Consider the following 15,273-nt stretch of genomic DNA (forward strand, 5'->3'; position numbering starts at 1 on the left):
GCTTCTTGCATGGCGCCCCGCCGCCCGAATCAGTGGCGGAAGTGGCGCACCCCGCTGAACACCATGGCCACGCCGCGCTCGTTGGCGGCATCGATCACTTCGTTGTCGCGCATGGAGCCACCGGGCTGGATCACGCAGGTCGCACCTGCATCGACCACCACATCGAGGCCGTCGCGGAAGGGGAAGAATGCGTCGCTGGCCACCACGGTGCCCTGCAGCGTGAGGCCCGCGTGGCCCGCCTTGATGCTGGCGATGCGGGCCGAGTCCAGGCGGCTCATCTGGCCGGCGCCCACGCCCATGGTCATGCCGCCCTTGCAGAAGACGATGGCATTGCTCTTGACGTACTTGGCCACCTTCCAGGCGAACAGCAGGTCTTCCATCTCTTCCAGCGTGGGCTGCTTGTGCGTGACCACCTTCAGGTCGATGAGCGACAGCTCGTGGTTGTCCGCGGTCTGCAGCAGCAAGCCGGAGCCGATGCGCTTGGCGTCCATGGCGTTGCGGCCCCGCTGCCAGTCGGTGAGCTGCTGCGCCTTGCCGGCATGCGGCGGCAGGGCGATCTTGAGCAGGCGCACATTGGCCTTGGCCTTGAACACCTCCAGCGCCTCGGGCGTGAACTCCGGCGCCATCAGCACTTCGACGAACTGCTTGGCGATCTGCTGGGCGGCGCCGCCATCCACCGTGCGGTTGAAGGCGATGATACCGCCGAAGGCGCTGGTGGGGTCCGTCTGGAAGGCCTTGCTGTAGGCATCGAGCGCGTCCAGGCCCACGGCCACGCCGCAGGGGTTGGCGTGCTTGACGATGACGCAGGCAGGCGCCTCGAAGCTCTTGACGCATTCCCACGCCGCATCGGCGTCGGCGATGTTGTTGTACGACAGCTCCTTGCCCTGCACCTGCTCGGCCGTGACCAGCGAGCCGGGCGCGGGGTACAGGTCGCGGTACAGCGCGGCCTGCTGGTGCGCGTTCTCGCCGTAGCGCAGGTCCTGCACCTTGGTGAAGATGCCGTTGCTCTGGCCAGCGAACTGGGCACGCGCGGGCACGTAGGTTTCGGACAGCTTTTCCTCTTCGAAGGTGACGGACGAGAGGTAGTCGCTGATGGCGCCGTCGTACTGCGCGATGCGGTTGAACGCGGCCACCGACAGCGCGAAGCGCAGCTTGTCGGAAAGCTTGCCGTTTTCCTTCAGCTCGGCCAGCACGGCGGGGTACTGCGAGGCGTCGGTCAGCACGCCAACGTCCTTCCAGTTCTTGGCGGCACTGCGCACCATGGCCGGGCCGCCGATGTCGATGTTCTCGATGGCGTCGGCCAGCGTGCAGCCCGCCTTGGCCACGGTGGACTCGAAGGGGTACAGGTTGACCACCAGCAGGTCGATGGTGTCGATGCCATGCTCCTGGAGCGCGGCCATGTGCTCGGGCAGCTCGCGGCGCGCCAGCAGGCCGCCGTGCACCTTGGGGTGCAGCGTCTTCACGCGGCCGTCCAGCATCTCGGGGAACTGGGTGACCTCGGCCACCTCGGTCACGGGCAGGCCCTGGTCGGCCAGCAGCTTGGCGGTGCCGCCGGTGGACAGCAGCTTGATGCCCAGTGCATGCAGGGCCTGTGCAAATTCGACGATGCCGGTCTTGTCGGAGACGGAAAGAAGTGCGTTCATGGCAGTGGTGGTGGGGAGAGTTTGAATGAAAAAAGGGCCTGGCGCTTTATGGATAAGCGCCAACAGCTATACATTTAATAGCAATCGTGCGCCGGTCAGAGCAGCTTGTGCAGGGCCAGCTTCTTGCGCAGCGTGTTGCGGTTCAGGCCCAGCCATTCGGCGGCGCGGGACTGGTTGTTGTCGGCATGGGTCATCACCACTTCCAGCAGCGGTTTTTCGACCACGCGCACCAGCATGTCGTACATGCCGTCGGGCGTCTCTCCGCCCAGGTCGCGAAAGTAGCCTTGCAGGCTCTCGCGCACGCATTCTTCTATGTGTTTCTTGCTCATGCAGCCATTCCCTCTTGTTCTTCTGGTTCTGCGTCCGTGCCGGTGGCGGCGGGCAGCCGGTCCATCTGTTGCGCAAGCGCATCCAGGTGGTCGGCCACGGCCTGCCACTGCGCGGCGCAGTCCTCGATCGTATTGATGTGTTGCCTGAAGGCCTCGCCGCCGGGCAGCGCACGCAGGTACCACGCGATGTGCTTGCGCGCACTGCGCACCCCGGTCAGCTCGCCATACAGGCTGTAGTGGTCTTGCAGGTGGTCCAGCAACAGGCGCCGCACCTCAGCCACCAGCGGTGGCGCCAGGTGCTCGCCCGTGGCCAGGAAGTGGCCGATCTCGCGGAAGATCCACGGCCGGCCCTGTGCGGCACGGCCGATCATGATCGCGTCGGCCCCGGTGGCGGCCAGCACGTCGCGCGCCTTCTCGGGCGAAGTGATGTCGCCATTGGCCACCACGGGCACCCTCACCGCCGCCTTCACCGCCGCGATGGTGTCGTACTCCGCATGGCCCTTGTAGCCCTGCTCGCGCGTGCGGCCGTGCACGGTGAGCATCTGGATGCCCACGCCCTCGAACGCGCGGGCCAGCGCCACGGCGTTCTTGTGCTCCTGGCACCAGCCGGTGCGCATCTTCAGCGTGACGGGCACGTTGAAGGGCGCGCACGCCTGTACCACGGCCTCGGCGATCTCCACGGCCAGCGCCTCGTTCTGCATCAGGGCGGAGCCCGCCCACTTGTTGCAGACCTTCTTGGCCGGGCAACCCATGTTGATGTCGATGATCTGCGCGCCGCGCTCCACGTTGTAGACCGCGGCCTCGGCCATCATCGGCGCATCGGTGCCTGCGATCTGCACGGCGATGGGCCCGGGCTCCCCTTCATGGTTGGCCCGGCGCGAGGTCTTGAGGCTGTTCCACAAGTCCTTGCGCGAGGTCACCATCTCGCTCACCGCGTAGCCCGCGCCCAGCGCCTTGCACAGCTGGCGAAACGGCCGGTCCGTGACGCCCGCCATCGGGGCGACGAACAAGCGGTTCGCCAGAGGAATGTGGCCGATGTGCATGAAGGGGCGCGGTAGGTGCAGCAGCGAATGCTGAAAAAGGAGGCAGGATTGTACCTGCTCAAAATTTCAGCAAATGAAATGTTCCGCCCACTGAAATGACGCCCCTGTCCACCCCGATGCTCTCCGGCGCGGCGACGCACGGCCGCCACGGTCAGCGCGCGGCGAGGTCGGTTTCCGCCGTCGGTGCAGGAACCCGGGCACGTTGCGCAAAGCGCCACCAGGCATCGGCGGCATTGTCGAATTCATGGCGCGCCATCAGCGTGCGCAGCCACTGGCGGTTGTGCAGCACATCCGGCGAGAAGCCCCGCGCGGCCAGCTCCGCGCCCCCCTGCCTCACGCCGGCGGGCGTGCCCATGTCCACATCGTGACCATCGGCCAGGGGGCCGCGCACGACCTTGCTGGCCTTCATGCCGTCCACCACCCGCACCCGCACCACCCATTCGCCGGCGGCGACGGGGCAGGTGGCTTCAAGTGCCATGCCTTGCGCCTGCAGCTCCCGGGCCACGCCATCCAGCGCGGCGCGCCCACCGGGCATCTCGCTGCAGCCGCTACCGCTGCCGGCATGCGCGTGCGGAGCCGGCGGCAGTGAAGAAGACACAGGGGGCACCGCCGCCTGCGGGCTGTGCACGCAGGCGGCCAGCAGCAGCGCCAGGGCCGCTGACGACCAGCGGGTGCCCACCAGCACGGCGGCAGGTGCCGGGCGGGCGATGGCAGGGATTGCGAAACAATGCATGAAGCCTCCCGGGGTAAGTTCATTCAGGGACGGTGTTGCTTCACGATACAAATAGGCGCCGCCCACGGCCATGCGCGGATGGCGCACCCCTGCGTAGGACAGCGCCCCCTGGCATGAAAGCGATGCCGCCGCCGCCCTACACTTCCTCCCATGGAAATCTGGATGCACCAGCTGCTGGAATGGCTTGCGCTGCCGCAGTTCGGCCTGAGCACGGTCTTTGTCGTTTCGTTCATCTCGGCCACGCTGCTGCCGCTGGTCTCGGAGCCTGCGGTGTTCGGCCTGATCAAGATCAACCCTGAACTCTTCTGGCCTGCCATCCTGGTGGCCACGGCCGGCAACACGCTCGGAGGTGGTGTGAGCTGGTGGATGGGCCTGGGCGCCCACAAGGCGGTGGACAAGGCCCGTGGCAACGCCACCGACGTGCGCGCACTCCACTGGCTTCAGCGCTTTGGCGCACGCGCTTGCCTGATGAGCTGGCTGCCCGTGGTGGGCGACCCGCTGTGCGCCGTGGCGGGTTGGTTGAAGTTGCCATTCTGGCCCTGCCTGGCGTACATGGCAGTGGGCAAGTTCTTCCGCTACCTGGTCATGACCAGCGTGCTGCTGTACTTCATGCCCGAGCACATCGTGCGGTGACGGCGGCAGCGATGTGTGCTGGCGCAGGCCGCAGCGTCAGGCGTTGTAGCCCAGCTCCCTGAGCAAGTCATTCGCAACCTCTTCAAATTCGAGGATCTCGTCCGCTGACAAGATGCCGCGCCAGGCATCCCGCAAACGGGGATCTGGTGCCTGCCGGGTTCTGGCCTGCTGCGCCCGCCGCCGCTCGGCGGACACGATGACCACGCCATCTGCGGTCGCACGGCCTTTGTGCTCCTGAAGCCGCTCCCCGCTTCGGGTGTGGTAGTCCAGCATGGCAGGATCAAAATCGAGCCGGATGAAATCGCACACCCTTCGCAGTTCTGCCTCGGTGTCGGCGATGAGGTTTTCGTAGCGGATTTCCAGGTAGTTCTGGCACAGCGCGCCGTTGCTTCTTGTGGTGGTGACGTTGTCCCGCCAGTGCCGCGCCTGGACAGCCATGGATCTCCCGGGTGAAAACCACTGATCCCGCAGCGAGGCAGCGCACGCCCGGCCGTCGCGGACGATGTGGATGAAATGCGCTTCCGGCAGCAGTTGCTGCAGATAGGGCATGTGCAGGCCATACAGCGGCGTCTTGTCGCCCCACCGCGTCTTGTGGAACCTGGCCGCATACATCCGATAGAACACCCGAAAACCGTCGGGGAGACTGAAGGGATCGACGCATTCCAGAGCCTGTGAAAAAGCAGCCCGGTCGATGCCAAAGTCCGCCCATCCCGGCGCATGGGGCGGAAAGCCCGTGACGGCGTTGCAAAACCAGGTGCGCGGATCGGGTGTGCCAAAACCGTCCAGGGGCATGGCGAGAAACCCGGTCTCTGGCGGAATGGCGAGCGCGGGATGTGCATCCAGCATCAGCCGCAAAAGGGTGGTCCCCGATCGGGGTGAGCCGACGATGATCGGCATGGGAGGAAGGGCTGGCAAGGGTGCTTGCACCGCTCGGCCTTTGCAAAGCCGCTGCCAGTAATGCTGGAGGCCCATCGCGTATCATTTCCTTTACTGGCAAGCGCCCGCTACAGCTTCGCCTTCAGACATCCCAGAGTTCAAAGGTCCCCTGTGCAAATCCTTATTGCAGTGTGCGGCATGCAATATCGCAGCGGTGCAGAGCTTTTTGTTCGCGATCTTGCACTCGCCCTGCACCAGCGTGGCCATTCCGTCGTGGTGTATGCCCCCATCATGGGTGATCTGGCGGATGAACTGCGCTCACGCTGTATCGCCTGCGTTGCCGAGTTGTCTTGTGTATCCGAAACGCCGAACATCATTATCGGAAATATGCGCGACGATACCGTGGCCTGCATGGCGCATTTTCTGTCCACCCCGGCCATATCCATTTGCCACGATCGCACAGCTTTACACGGAAAACCGCCGCGCTTGACCCGCATTCGGCAACATGTGGCTGTGGATGAGAATTGTGCGGAGCGCCTGTATCTCGAAAATGGCATTCCGCGATCGTCTTTAGAAATCATTTCCAATGGCGTCGATCTGGAACGATTCCGCCCTCGCCCACCTTTGCCCGCCAAACCGCTGCGCGCGGCGATATTCAGCAATTACTCCACGGAGAGCGAAGAAACCGCAGCCATCCGATCAGCCTGCGCGGCATTTGGCATATCGCTGGAGGTGATCGGAAAAGGCGTCGGGCGACAAGAGGCTTCCCCAGAAAAAGTCCTGGCACAGTTTGACCTTGTGTTTGCCAAGGCCCGCTGTGCCATGGAGGCGATGGCGGTGGGGTGTGCGGTCATCCTGCTCAACGAGGGCACGGGTCTGGCAGGCCTGGTCACGCCAGGCAACGTCAAGGAATGGCATCGCTGGAACTTTGGGCGCCGGCTGATGCAACAGCGCATTCACCGCGATGCCATCGAGCAGGAGATACAACGCTACTGTGCGCCAGATGCGCAGGCCGTGAGTGTCTACGTGCGCGAGCATGTCTCACTGGCCGCCACCGCAGACGCAATGGAGCGCCTGGCACAACGCGTGGTCCATGCCGAAACGACCCACCGCCCGATCAGCCCCCAGGAAGAACTCCGCGAGTTTGCCCAGCATGTTGCGGACAATCTCATGCCGTTTGGCGTTGCACAGGTGGCGGTGCAAACCGGCATCCTGCTTGAGCGGGTCGAATCGCTGAATGCGCTGCGCAGTTCGGCATCGCCCATCGCCGCCCCGCCAGCACCAGACGTCCGCCCCGACTCCGCTCCACAGGCGCAGGAGCTGGCGGCCACGAAGGCTCTGGCGGCAGATCTGGAGCGGCAAATTGGCGCACTGCGTGCCAGCTGGTCCTGGCGATTGACCGCGCCCCTGCGCTGGCTCGGGGCGCACCGAAGCACTTAAACACCAACGACCATGAAGCCTCTTCTTTTGGTAGCCCACCCAGGCCACGAACTGCGCATTTTTGAGTGGGTGCGCCGAGTGAAGCCCCATGTGGTGATCCTGACGAACGGTGACGGCTCCATCGGGCAGGCACGCCTGAGCGACACCCAGGATCTGCTCGCCGACATCGGCGTTCGCGTGCGCTGCGACTGGCTGGAGCCGGTGTCAGACGCTGCGGTGTACCAAGCCTTGCTCGGCACCGCACCATCCCCGTTTGCCGGTTGGCTGACCCAGCTCACCCAGGCCGCCCTGCAGGAGGGCATCGATGTGCTGGTGTCCGACCAGGCGGAGGGCTACAACCCAACGCACGACCTGTGCCGGATACTGGCCAATTGTCTGGTGCGGCAGATGGGGCAGGCCGGACGGCAGGTCCGCAACCTGGAGATTCCACTGGTCGGCCACCCCTGTGACCCCGCCTACGATGAACAGGCCGAGGTCAAGATCACCCTGTCTGCGCCAGAGCTGACCCAGAAACTCGCAAAGATGCAGGACTACGCCCGGCGTTGCAGCCCGGTGCTCGAGCAAGAGCTACAGACCATGCTGGATAGCTATGGGCAGCAAGCGTTCGCCACGGAGTGTCTGTACACAGCGCGCCGCACCCCCTATGAAGACGACAAGGTCCCGGACACGATGCCCAGTTTCGAGCGCATTGGCGAAGAGCGACGTCTGGCCGGTATTTACAAGCACGTCATACAGGCCCAGCACCTGCGGCAATTGGTGCAGTCCTTTGCACTTCAGCACTGAAGTGGACTCCATGGCGAACCGCACCCGCATCGCAGTGATTGGCTATGGCCGCTTTGGACGCGTGCATGCCCTGCGTGCCCAGGCACATCCTGCGTTCGACGTGCTGTGTGTGGTCGACCCCCAACCCGGTGCACGCGACACCGCGCAAGCCGATGGATTCAACGCCATCGCTTCCCTGGATGGCCTCCCCCGTGGCGTGGAGGCGGCCTCGGTGGTGACCCCCGCAGATACCCACGCCGAGATTGCAATCGCGTTGATGCACCGGGGGATCGATGTGCTGGTGGAGAAACCCCTGGCGACCTCGGAGGCGGAGATCGACACCATGCTCGATGCTGCCCAGGCGACCCGCCGCCGGCTCTTCACGGGACATATCGAGCGCTTCAATCAGGCGCTGACGCCCGCGCCCTGGGACACAACGCCGGGGAACATCGTGTTTTCACGACAGTCGCGCCTTCCCGGGTGCAGCCACTCCGTGGTGTTGGACCTGATGGTCCATGACCTGGATCTGGCCGCCCACCTGCTGCGCTGCCAGGCACCGGATTCATTTCACATCCTTGGCGTACAGGAACATGGGGGAGGCGTATCCGCGCAGGTGGCGATGGGTACGGCAGTCGTGGACTTTCATGCCCTGCATGGCGCGGACACTTCCAGCGCCACCATCCGCTGGCAAGGGGCCGCCGCCATGTGCGAGCTGCCCCTCTCGCACCGCGCGGACCTTGCCCAGACGGACGCACTCACCCGGCAGTACACCGCCTTTCACGAGGTGCTGACGGGGCAGCATTCGCACCTGGCCAGCGCCATGGACGGGGCCACCGCCGCCCGACGCGCCCTGGCGATAGCGGCACGACTATGAACGTACCGTTTTTTCGCAGTCCCTGGCAAACCCCCTCCAACGCAGACAGCCTCGGTGCCACCTTTGCCCATATCCTGCAGAGTGGCCAGTACATCCTCGGAAGGGCTGTGCACGAGTTTGAACGCGAACTCTCCGCCAGGCTGGGAGCCCAGCCAGTGGCGGCCCTGAACTCCGGCACGGACGCCCTCGTGCTCGCGCTGCGGTTGCTGGAGCTGCAACCCGGCGACGAGGTCGTTCTTCCCTCCTACACGTTCTTTGCCTGTTTTGAGGCCGTGGTCCGCGCGGGGGCCGTGCCGGTTCTGTGCGACTCCCAGGCCCACGATTTCCTCTGCAGCGAGAAGGAGGTTGTGGCCTGCATGACCGCCCGCACGCGCGCCGTCATGGCGGTTCCACTGTTTGGCGATGCGAGCGCGATTCCCGCCATCGCACGAAGTTGCCGCGCCATGGGGGTGCCACTGATAGAGGATGCCGCGCAGGCGCTGGGTGCGCGGGTGCATACCGAAGAGCGCGGGTGGCAGCAGGCCGGTACCTTGGGCGACCTGGGAACGCTCAGCTTCTACCCCACGAAAACGCTGGGCGCGCCGGGCGACGCCGGCGCATTGACCAGCCGCCATGCTCATTTCATCGACCGTGCGATGTCGCTGCGCAATCACGGGCTGCACGCCGGATGCCATTCCGACGTGGGCTACAACAGCCGCATGGATGAATTTCAGGCCGCCGCTCTGGTGCAAGGCCTGGGCCAGCTCGACAGCTGGCTGGACCAGCGCAAGAGCATTGCGTCGCGCTACCTGGAAGGCCTGGCGGGGCTTGACGGCATTTCACTGCCTTGCCATCACGAAGGACACGCCTGGAACTACTTTGTCCTGCGGTGCACGCAGCGTGACAGGCTGCGCGCGGCCCTCGCGCAAGCAGGTGTGCAAACCCGCATCTACTACAGCGCCCCGATCCACAGGCAACCGGCATACTTGAAGCGCTTCCCCGGCGTGCACCTTCCGCACGCCCAAGCACACGCCCAGCAGGCGCTCGCGCTTCCCCTTTTTCCGGGCATGGCGGAGGCGGAAGTCGACCACGTCATGAAGGCCGTCGCCCTCGCTTCCGGCCGCACTTGATGGACGGTCTTGTGGAAAACCCGGCGGTGCCAACGGGGGGCCAGTTCGTGGCATGCGCCCGCGATTCCGGAGCGCTGCATGTCACAGGAGCGTGTGGTGGCCGGATTCCGGCAGCAACGAGTTCTCCTTGGCCACCGGCTCCTCGACCACCACCTGGTTGCGCCCGCCTTCCTTGGCCATGTACATCGCGGTATCGGCCCGCGAGAAAAACTCCAGCACCGACTCTCCCAGCACGTACTGGGTCACGCCGATCGACACCGTCACCCGCCCCTTGAGAAGCCCGACCCATGCATGGATCTCGACCTGGGCGCGGATGCGCTCGCAGGTATTGAGCGCAGGCAGCAGGGATGTGGCGGGAAAGATGAGCAGGAACTCCTCGCCCCCATAGCGCCCGAACACATCGCCTGCGCGCACCCCCTGCTGTGCCACGCGGGCGAACGTGCGCAGCACCTCGTCACCCCCCAGATGCCCCAATTCATCATTGATGCGCTTGAAATGGTCGATATCCACCACGGCGAGGCACAGGGGAATGCCGCTTTCATCCGCCAGCTGCTTTTGCTCCTCCAGCGCGGCCAGCACGTAGCGGCGGTTGAAACATCCGACCAGGGGGTCGCGCTGGGCGTCTTCCTGGATGTTCTTGATCTTCCGGCTGGCGTGGTACAGGCTGCGGTAGAGGCGCTGGACCCTGCCCATCAGGAGGATGTAGGTGGGCAACGATAGCGCCAGGGCCAGCCAGTGCAGCGCTTCCAGGCGCAGCAGCGCGTCATTTTTCTGCTCCACGTAATGGAGCCCCACCACCACGGCGTACAGGCACAGCATGCAGGCCGCCAGCGCCAGCAGCGCGGGTCGCGGCACGGTGAAGATCCCGTAGGCCACCGCCACGAAGGTGAACGGAACCAGCAGGATCTGCGTGACCGGCGCCAGATAGAACACCCCGACCATGCAGGCCAATGCCGTGGCCACAATGGCCAGCTTCAGGTGCCTGTGCCGCACCTTCTTGTGCAGGCCCGAACTGAAAATCCCCCAGAAGGCCCCGCATCCCAGCACCGCCAGCACCACCAGGACGGCGAGCACCTGCACATCCACCATGCCCAGCGCATAGAACCCGGCCATCGCCAATACGTACAGGCCGATCAGCCCCCCGGCCAGCCGCCATTTCTGCCCCGCGCTGCGCCCGCTTCGCGGCCCCAGGCCATCCATGGCCCTGCGCGCGGGACGCGCCATGGCCGACGATGAGTCATCGAATTCCATGACGGCGTCGGACAGCGGAAAGGCGTCCGTCGCCGAAAACGGATTCTTGCGGCCAAAGAACATGCGGAGGCAGGCGTGGGCCCGGGTTCGTTCGGGTGACAGGTTCACCGAAATACACAGTCCGCCAGCGCTGACGCCCGGCAGACGGGCCCGCGCATCTTACGCAGAACTGACACGGAAGCGCTCCGTGTTTTCCAGTAGCTCGCGCGCTGCAGCGCACCCTGCGGGCAGCGTTTGGCGCCGCGCACCCCGCCTTGTGGCCACTGTTTGCGCCCGGAAAAAGATGCCTCTTCAGGCCGCCGCAACCTGCCGGCGTGTCCACCAGCCTTCCAGGCTGTAGACCAGCAGCGCAGTCCAGATCAACACAAACCCCACGAGGCGCGCAGGCTGGAAGGGTTCATGGAACAGCCACACGCCCAGCGCAAACTGCAGGCTCGGGGAGATGTACTGCAGGATGCCCAAGGTGGACATCGGGATCAGGCGGGCACCCGCGGCAAACAGCAGCAGCGGAACGGCCGTCATGGGGCCCGCGAGCAACAGCCATCCCACGGCAGCGGGCGGCCCCTGGACCAGTGCGCCCTCGCCCTGCCAGGCCCACCAGCCCAGCATGATGGCGGCCACCGGCGCGAGCACCAGGGTTTCCAGCGCCAGCCCCTCCAGCGCGCCCAGCACGGCAAGCTTGCGCAGCAACCCGTAGAAGCCAAAGCTCAGGGCCAGCACCAGCGCAATCCAGGGTAGGCGGCCCGCCTGCACCGCAAGCCACAGCACTCCCGCGGCAGCCACGGCCACCGCAAGCCACTGGCCCGGGCGAGGCCGCTCTTTTAGGAACACGAAGCCCAGCGCCACGTTCACCAGCGGCAAAATGAAATAGCCCAGGCTGGCATCCACCACACGCTGGTTCTGCACCGCCCACACATAGGTGAGCCAGTTGCCCGACAGCAGCATCGCCGACAGCGCGAACGCGCCCAGCACACGGGGCTGGCGCAGCACGGCGCCCAGCCAGGACCATTGCCTGCGCACCATCAGCACGCCAAAGACAAACACCAGCGACCACACCGTGCGGTGCATCACCACCTCCAGCGAGGGCACATCCGCCACCTGCTTGAAATACAGCGGGAACAGGCCCCAGGCGGCATAGGCCAGCGCGGCGTAGAGGATTCCAGTGTTCATAGAAATCGGTGGTGCCAGGGGCGCGAAGGCCCCTTCGAACGGTCGAAAAAAATCCCTACATGCCAGGGGCCGTGCAGGGATGCGATGCCATCGGGCCCATGGCCCGGCGGAGCTTTCAGCCCCCCAACCCCTAGACGTTGAACAGGAAGTTCAGCACGTCGCCATCCTTGACCACGTACTCCTTGCCTTCGGCGCGCATCTTGCCTGCATCCTTGGCGCCCTGCTCGCCCTTGAGCGCGATGAAGTCCTCAAACGCAATGGTCTGTGCACGGATGAACCCGCGCTCGAAGTCGCCGTGGATCACGCCGGCCGCCTGGGGCGCCGTGTCGCCGATGTGGATGGTCCAGGCGCGCACTTCCTTCACGCCCGCGGTGAAGTAGGTCTGCAGGCCCAGCAGCTTGAAGGCGCCGCGGATCAGCCGGGCCAGGCCGGGCTCCGTCTGGCCCATCTCGGCCAGGAACATGTCGCGGTCCTCGTCGCTCATCTCGGCCATCTCGGCTTCCATCTTGGCGCAGATGGCCACCACGGGCGCGTTCTGGCTGGCGGCGTATTCCTTCAGGCGGTCCAGGAAGGGGTTGTTCTCGAAACCGTCTTCGCTCACGTTGCCCACGAACATCGCGGGCTTGGCGGTGATCAGGCACAGGGACTTGAGCAGGGGCTGCTCTTCCTTGGTGATCTCGACCGAGCGGGCGGGCTTGCCTTCGTTGAGCGCTGCCTGGATGCGCGTGAGCAGGGTCACCAGCTTGGCGGCGTCCTTGTCGTTGCCCGACTTGGCGGCCTTGCTGTAGCGGTTCAGGGCCTTCTCGACGGTGCCCATGTCGGCCAGGCACAGCTCGGTCTGGATGACTTCGATGTCGGAGATCGGGTCCACGCGGCCGGCCACGTGGATGACGTTGTCGTCCTCGAAGCAGCGCACCACGTTGACGATGGCGTCCGTCTCGCGGATGTGGGCCAGGAACTGGTTGCCCAGGCCTTCGCCCTGGCTGGCGCCCGCCACCAGGCCGGCGATGTCCACGAACTCGACGATCGCAGGCACGATGCGCTCGGGCGAGATGATGCTGGCCAGCTGCTGCAGGCGGGGGTCCGGCACCTCCACCACGCCCACATTGGGCTCAATGGTGCAGAAGGGATAGTTTTCGGCGGCGATGCCGGCCTTGGTCAGCGCGTTGAAAAGGGTGGACTTGCCGACGTTGGGCAGGCCCACGATGCCGCATTGGAGGCTCATGGCAGGGCTTTCTGGAATTCGGAGACAAACCGCCGATTTTACGGGCCCGCCGGCAACCGCCGTTCGGAGGCCGGTTCACGCCTCAATCGAAGCGCAGATCCGCCCCCACCCGCTGCCCCACGCGCAGCATCTGGCCCGCGCCCCGGGCCACGATGGCATTCATGCCGAAGGTGATCGCACCATCGAGGCGCTTGTCCTGGCGGTAGGTCCGCAGCATGTCGCCCACCGCGGGGGTGCTTTCGGCCGTGGCGGGGTCGATGTCGGGGATGGGGCATCGTGAACACGGCTTCACGGGCTGCAGGTGGATCCCGCCTTCCGGGGCCTCCACCCGAATCATGTCCACACGGTCTTCGTCATGGGCATCCACGCCGGCCAGCACCACATTGGGCCGGAACCGCTCCATCCCCACGGGGGCATGGCCTGCCGCCTGCAGCCGCGCATTCAGCTCCTGCATGGAAGCCTCGCTGGCCACCAGCACGGGAAACCCGTCGGCGAACTGATTGGGCGCCTCGATCCCCCCCGTCCACTCCATGCTGGACAGGCGGCGGTGCTCAGGGTCGAAACGGACAAGCCGGCACGGCTGGCCCAGGAAATCCGTGAACCACTGGGCGGCCACCGCGCCCATGTCCCAGGCGGGCACCGTATCCCGCCACACGGTCACGGTGGCAGGCGCCTCGACCGCATCGATGGACACGTGCAGGGCCAGCATGCCGGGCGCGCGCAAGACCATTTCGTCGCTCTTGAGCTGCGGCCGGATGAGCGCCATGCGGGGCAGGACGCGCTGGGTCAGGAACATGCCCTTGGCATCCACCACCATCCAGGCGCGGTCCAGGTCCAGCCCGGTCTCCGTGAGCAGCGCCTCCTGCACTTCAATGCCGGCGCACGACTTGACAGGATAGACGCACAGCCGTGCGATGGTGCCCGACAGATCGGAATCAGGGTTGAAGCTCACGCCGGGGTACTCCTTGAAAAACGGGCGGGGATGCGGGCCCCGATTCTGCACTGCGCGCGCGGGCACAAGCCCCCTCCTACAATGCCGCCATGGCCCAAACCTTTGATATCTGTATTCGCGGCACCGGCATCGTGGGCAAGACCCTGGCGCTGCTGCTGGCCCGCGAACGGCTGAAAGTGGCCCTGCTGCCGGCCCCCGGCCCCAGAGGCGCCGCAGCCGCCGATGTGCGGGCCTACGCGCTGAATGCGGCCTCGCGCCATCTGCTCGAATCGCTGCGCAGCTGGCCGGACGAGGAACACGCCACGCCGGTGCGGACCATGCAGGTGCAGGGTGACCACGACGGCGCCGTCCATTTCGACGCGGCCACCCAGGGGGTGGATGCCCTGGCCTGGATCGTCGACGTGCCCGCCCTGGAAGCACGCCTCACGGAAGCCGTGCGCTACCAGCCGCAGGTGGAATGGGTGGAGTCGCCCGTGCCCGCGGCGCTGACGGTGGTGTGCGAGGGCCGCGCCAGCAGCACGCGGCAAGAATTTGGCGTGGATTTTCAGGTGACGCCCTATCCCCAGCACGCCATCGCCACCCGCTTGGAGTGCGAACGTGCGCATGGACAGGTGGCGCGCCAGTGGTTCTTGCCCGACGGCATCCTGGCTTTTTTGCCCTTGGGCGGCCCCCAGGGGAACTCCGTGGCGGTTGTATGGTCCGTCTTGCAGGACCAGGCGGCGCCGCTGATGGCCTTGCCGCCTGAAGAATTCGCGAAAAAGCTCCAGGCGGCCAGCCAGGAGGTGCTGGGAAAGTTGGTGCTGAGTGCGGAGCGCGCAGCCTGGCCCCTTCAGCTTGCCAAGGCGGACCGTTGGTGCGGGGCCCTGCCCGCCAGCGGCAAGAACCCGCGCAGCTGGGTGCTGGCCGGCGATGCGGCGCACAACGTGCACCCGCTGGCGGGCCAGGGGCTGAACCTGGGCCTGGCCGATGCGCAGGCCCTGGCAGGCATGCTGCAGGGACGCGACTACTGGCGCAGCGTGGCGGATGTGCGGCTGCTTCGGCGCTATGAAAGGGAGCGCAAGGCCGCGCTCCTGCCGATGGGTTTGGCGACGGACGGGCTACAGCAGCTTTTCTCCCGCCACGAGGGTCCCCTGCAGGCATTGCGCAACTGGGGAATGAAGGGCTTTGAACTGAGCGGCCCCTTGAAGAACTTCGTGGCCCGCCAGGCCATGGGAATACATTGACCACATTGCG

15 protein-coding genes are annotated in these 15,273 nt (G+C 65.7%); 6 read left to right on the forward strand and 9 right to left on the reverse strand.

The genetic code is table 11. From position 1 onward, the window contains the following. Positions 1-29: 29 nt before the first annotated feature. From purH to ACAM51_RS08685, 4 genes are all read right to left on the reverse strand, one after another. Positions 30-1,643: a bifunctional phosphoribosylaminoimidazolecarboxamide formyltransferase/IMP cyclohydrolase gene (purH, locus tag ACAM51_RS08670; protein WP_369643308.1), complete on the reverse strand. Its 1,614-nt coding sequence runs from the start codon at positions 1,641-1,643 to the stop codon at positions 30-32. A 95-nt stretch (positions 1,644-1,738) separates the two neighbouring features. Continuing rightward, positions 1,739-1,972 (reverse strand): Fis family transcriptional regulator, encoded by a 234-nt coding sequence (locus tag ACAM51_RS08675; protein WP_218296033.1) that lies wholly within the window; start codon positions 1,970-1,972, stop codon positions 1,739-1,741. Then, positions 1,969-3,015, reverse strand: coding sequence for a tRNA dihydrouridine synthase DusB (gene dusB, locus ACAM51_RS08680; RefSeq protein ID WP_218339671.1), 1,047 nt, complete (start codon positions 3,013-3,015; stop codon positions 1,969-1,971). The genes ACAM51_RS08675 and dusB overlap by 4 nt, the downstream gene beginning before the upstream one ends. A gap of 151 nt (positions 3,016-3,166) precedes the next feature. Further along, positions 3,167-3,748 (reverse strand): D-Ala-D-Ala dipeptidase, encoded by a 582-nt coding sequence (locus ACAM51_RS08685; protein WP_369643309.1) that lies wholly within the window; start codon positions 3,746-3,748, stop codon positions 3,167-3,169. A 150-nt stretch (positions 3,749-3,898) separates the two neighbouring features. Here ACAM51_RS08685 and ACAM51_RS08690 point away from each other — a divergent pair, with 150 nt between their 5' ends. Beyond that, entirely contained in the window at positions 3,899-4,381 is a 483-nt protein-coding gene (locus tag ACAM51_RS08690; protein WP_369643310.1) for a YqaA family protein, read from the forward strand. A 36-nt stretch (positions 4,382-4,417) separates the two neighbouring features. Here ACAM51_RS08690 and ACAM51_RS08695 read toward each other — a convergent pair whose 3' ends face one another. Next, positions 4,418-5,278, reverse strand: a complete 861-nt coding sequence (locus ACAM51_RS08695) for a sulfotransferase (protein WP_369643311.1) — start codon at positions 5,276-5,278, stop codon at positions 4,418-4,420. A gap of 177 nt (positions 5,279-5,455) precedes the next feature. Here ACAM51_RS08695 and ACAM51_RS08700 point away from each other — a divergent pair, with 177 nt between their 5' ends. The 4 genes from ACAM51_RS08700 to ACAM51_RS08715 are packed head-to-tail and all read left to right on the forward strand — an operon-like array spanning position 5,456 to position 9,442. After that, positions 5,456-6,697, forward strand: coding sequence for a glycosyltransferase (locus ACAM51_RS08700; protein WP_369643312.1), 1,242 nt, complete (start codon positions 5,456-5,458; stop codon positions 6,695-6,697). A 12-nt stretch (positions 6,698-6,709) separates the two neighbouring features. Then, complete coding sequence (locus tag ACAM51_RS08705) at positions 6,710-7,480, forward strand: hypothetical protein (protein ID WP_369643313.1); 771 nt, start codon at positions 6,710-6,712, stop codon at positions 7,478-7,480. Positions 7,481-7,490: 10 nt separating this feature from the next. Then, positions 7,491-8,333: a Gfo/Idh/MocA family protein gene (locus ACAM51_RS08710; protein WP_369643314.1), complete on the forward strand. Its 843-nt coding sequence runs from the start codon at positions 7,491-7,493 to the stop codon at positions 8,331-8,333. Further along, entirely contained in the window at positions 8,330-9,442 is a 1,113-nt protein-coding gene (locus tag ACAM51_RS08715; protein WP_369643315.1) for a DegT/DnrJ/EryC1/StrS family aminotransferase, read from the forward strand. Before ACAM51_RS08710 ends, ACAM51_RS08715 begins: the two co-directional genes overlap by 4 nt. Positions 9,443-9,523: 81 nt before the next feature. On the opposite strand, the gene ACAM51_RS08720 is transcribed toward ACAM51_RS08715, so the two are convergent. From ACAM51_RS08720 to ACAM51_RS08735, 4 genes are all read right to left on the reverse strand, one after another. Next, a complete protein-coding gene (locus tag ACAM51_RS08720) occupies positions 9,524-10,756 on the reverse strand; it encodes a diguanylate cyclase (protein ID WP_369643316.1) in 1,233 nt (410 codons plus the stop codon). 228 nt (positions 10,757-10,984) lie between these two features. Then, on the reverse strand, positions 10,985-11,863 hold the full coding sequence (gene rarD, locus ACAM51_RS08725) for an EamA family transporter RarD (protein WP_369643317.1): 879 nt from the start codon (positions 11,861-11,863) through the stop codon (positions 10,985-10,987). A gap of 130 nt (positions 11,864-11,993) precedes the next feature. Next, complete coding sequence (gene ychF / locus ACAM51_RS08730) at positions 11,994-13,088, reverse strand: redox-regulated ATPase YchF (RefSeq protein WP_369643318.1); 1,095 nt, start codon at positions 13,086-13,088, stop codon at positions 11,994-11,996. An 82-nt stretch (positions 13,089-13,170) separates the two neighbouring features. Continuing rightward, a complete protein-coding gene (locus ACAM51_RS08735; protein ID WP_369643319.1) occupies positions 13,171-14,040 on the reverse strand; it encodes an MOSC domain-containing protein in 870 nt (289 codons plus the stop codon). A gap of 89 nt (positions 14,041-14,129) precedes the next feature. Between ACAM51_RS08735 and ACAM51_RS08740 the strand changes: the two genes are divergently transcribed. Continuing rightward, positions 14,130-15,263, forward strand: coding sequence for an FAD-dependent monooxygenase (locus ACAM51_RS08740; RefSeq protein ID WP_369643320.1), 1,134 nt, complete (start codon positions 14,130-14,132; stop codon positions 15,261-15,263). Positions 15,264-15,273 lie beyond the last annotated feature (10 nt).

The organism is Acidovorax sp. A79, from assembly GCF_041154505.1.
In the GTDB taxonomy this organism is placed as follows: domain Bacteria; phylum Pseudomonadota; class Gammaproteobacteria; order Burkholderiales; family Burkholderiaceae_C; genus Acidovorax.

Bases quoted from the DNA above. Each gene is read 5' to 3' on its own strand.
- ACAM51_RS08705 (WP_369643313.1), top strand. From the start codon at position 6,710: ATGAAGCCTCTTCTTTTGGTAGCCCACCCAGGCCACGAACTGCGCATT.
- dusB (WP_218339671.1), bottom strand. From the start codon at position 3,015: ATGCACATCGGCCACATTCCTCTGGCGAACCGCTTGTTCGTCGCCCCG.
- ACAM51_RS08695 (WP_369643311.1), bottom strand. From the start codon at position 5,278: ATGCCGATCATCGTCGGCTCACCCCGATCGGGGACCACCCTTTTGCGG.
- ACAM51_RS08685 (WP_369643309.1), bottom strand. From the start codon at position 3,748: ATGCATTGTTTCGCAATCCCTGCCATCGCCCGCCCGGCACCTGCCGCC.
- ACAM51_RS08700 (WP_369643312.1), top strand. From the start codon at position 5,456: ATGCAATATCGCAGCGGTGCAGAGCTTTTTGTTCGCGATCTTGCACTC.
- ACAM51_RS08690 (WP_369643310.1), top strand. From the start codon at position 3,899: ATGGAAATCTGGATGCACCAGCTGCTGGAATGGCTTGCGCTGCCGCAG.
- rarD (WP_369643317.1), bottom strand. From the start codon at position 11,863: ATGAACACTGGAATCCTCTACGCCGCGCTGGCCTATGCCGCCTGGGGC.
- ACAM51_RS08710 (WP_369643314.1), top strand. From the start codon at position 7,491: ATGGCGAACCGCACCCGCATCGCAGTGATTGGCTATGGCCGCTTTGGA.
- ychF (WP_369643318.1), bottom strand. From the start codon at position 13,088: ATGAGCCTCCAATGCGGCATCGTGGGCCTGCCCAACGTCGGCAAGTCC.
- purH (WP_369643308.1), bottom strand. From the start codon at position 1,643: ATGAACGCACTTCTTTCCGTCTCCGACAAGACCGGCATCGTCGAATTT.
- ACAM51_RS08675 (WP_218296033.1), bottom strand. From the start codon at position 1,972: ATGAGCAAGAAACACATAGAAGAATGCGTGCGCGAGAGCCTGCAAGGC.
- ACAM51_RS08740 (WP_369643320.1), top strand. From the start codon at position 14,130: ATGGCCCAAACCTTTGATATCTGTATTCGCGGCACCGGCATCGTGGGC.
- ACAM51_RS08720 (WP_369643316.1), bottom strand. From the start codon at position 10,756: ATGTTCTTTGGCCGCAAGAATCCGTTTTCGGCGACGGACGCCTTTCCG.
- ACAM51_RS08715 (WP_369643315.1), top strand. From the start codon at position 8,330: ATGAACGTACCGTTTTTTCGCAGTCCCTGGCAAACCCCCTCCAACGCA.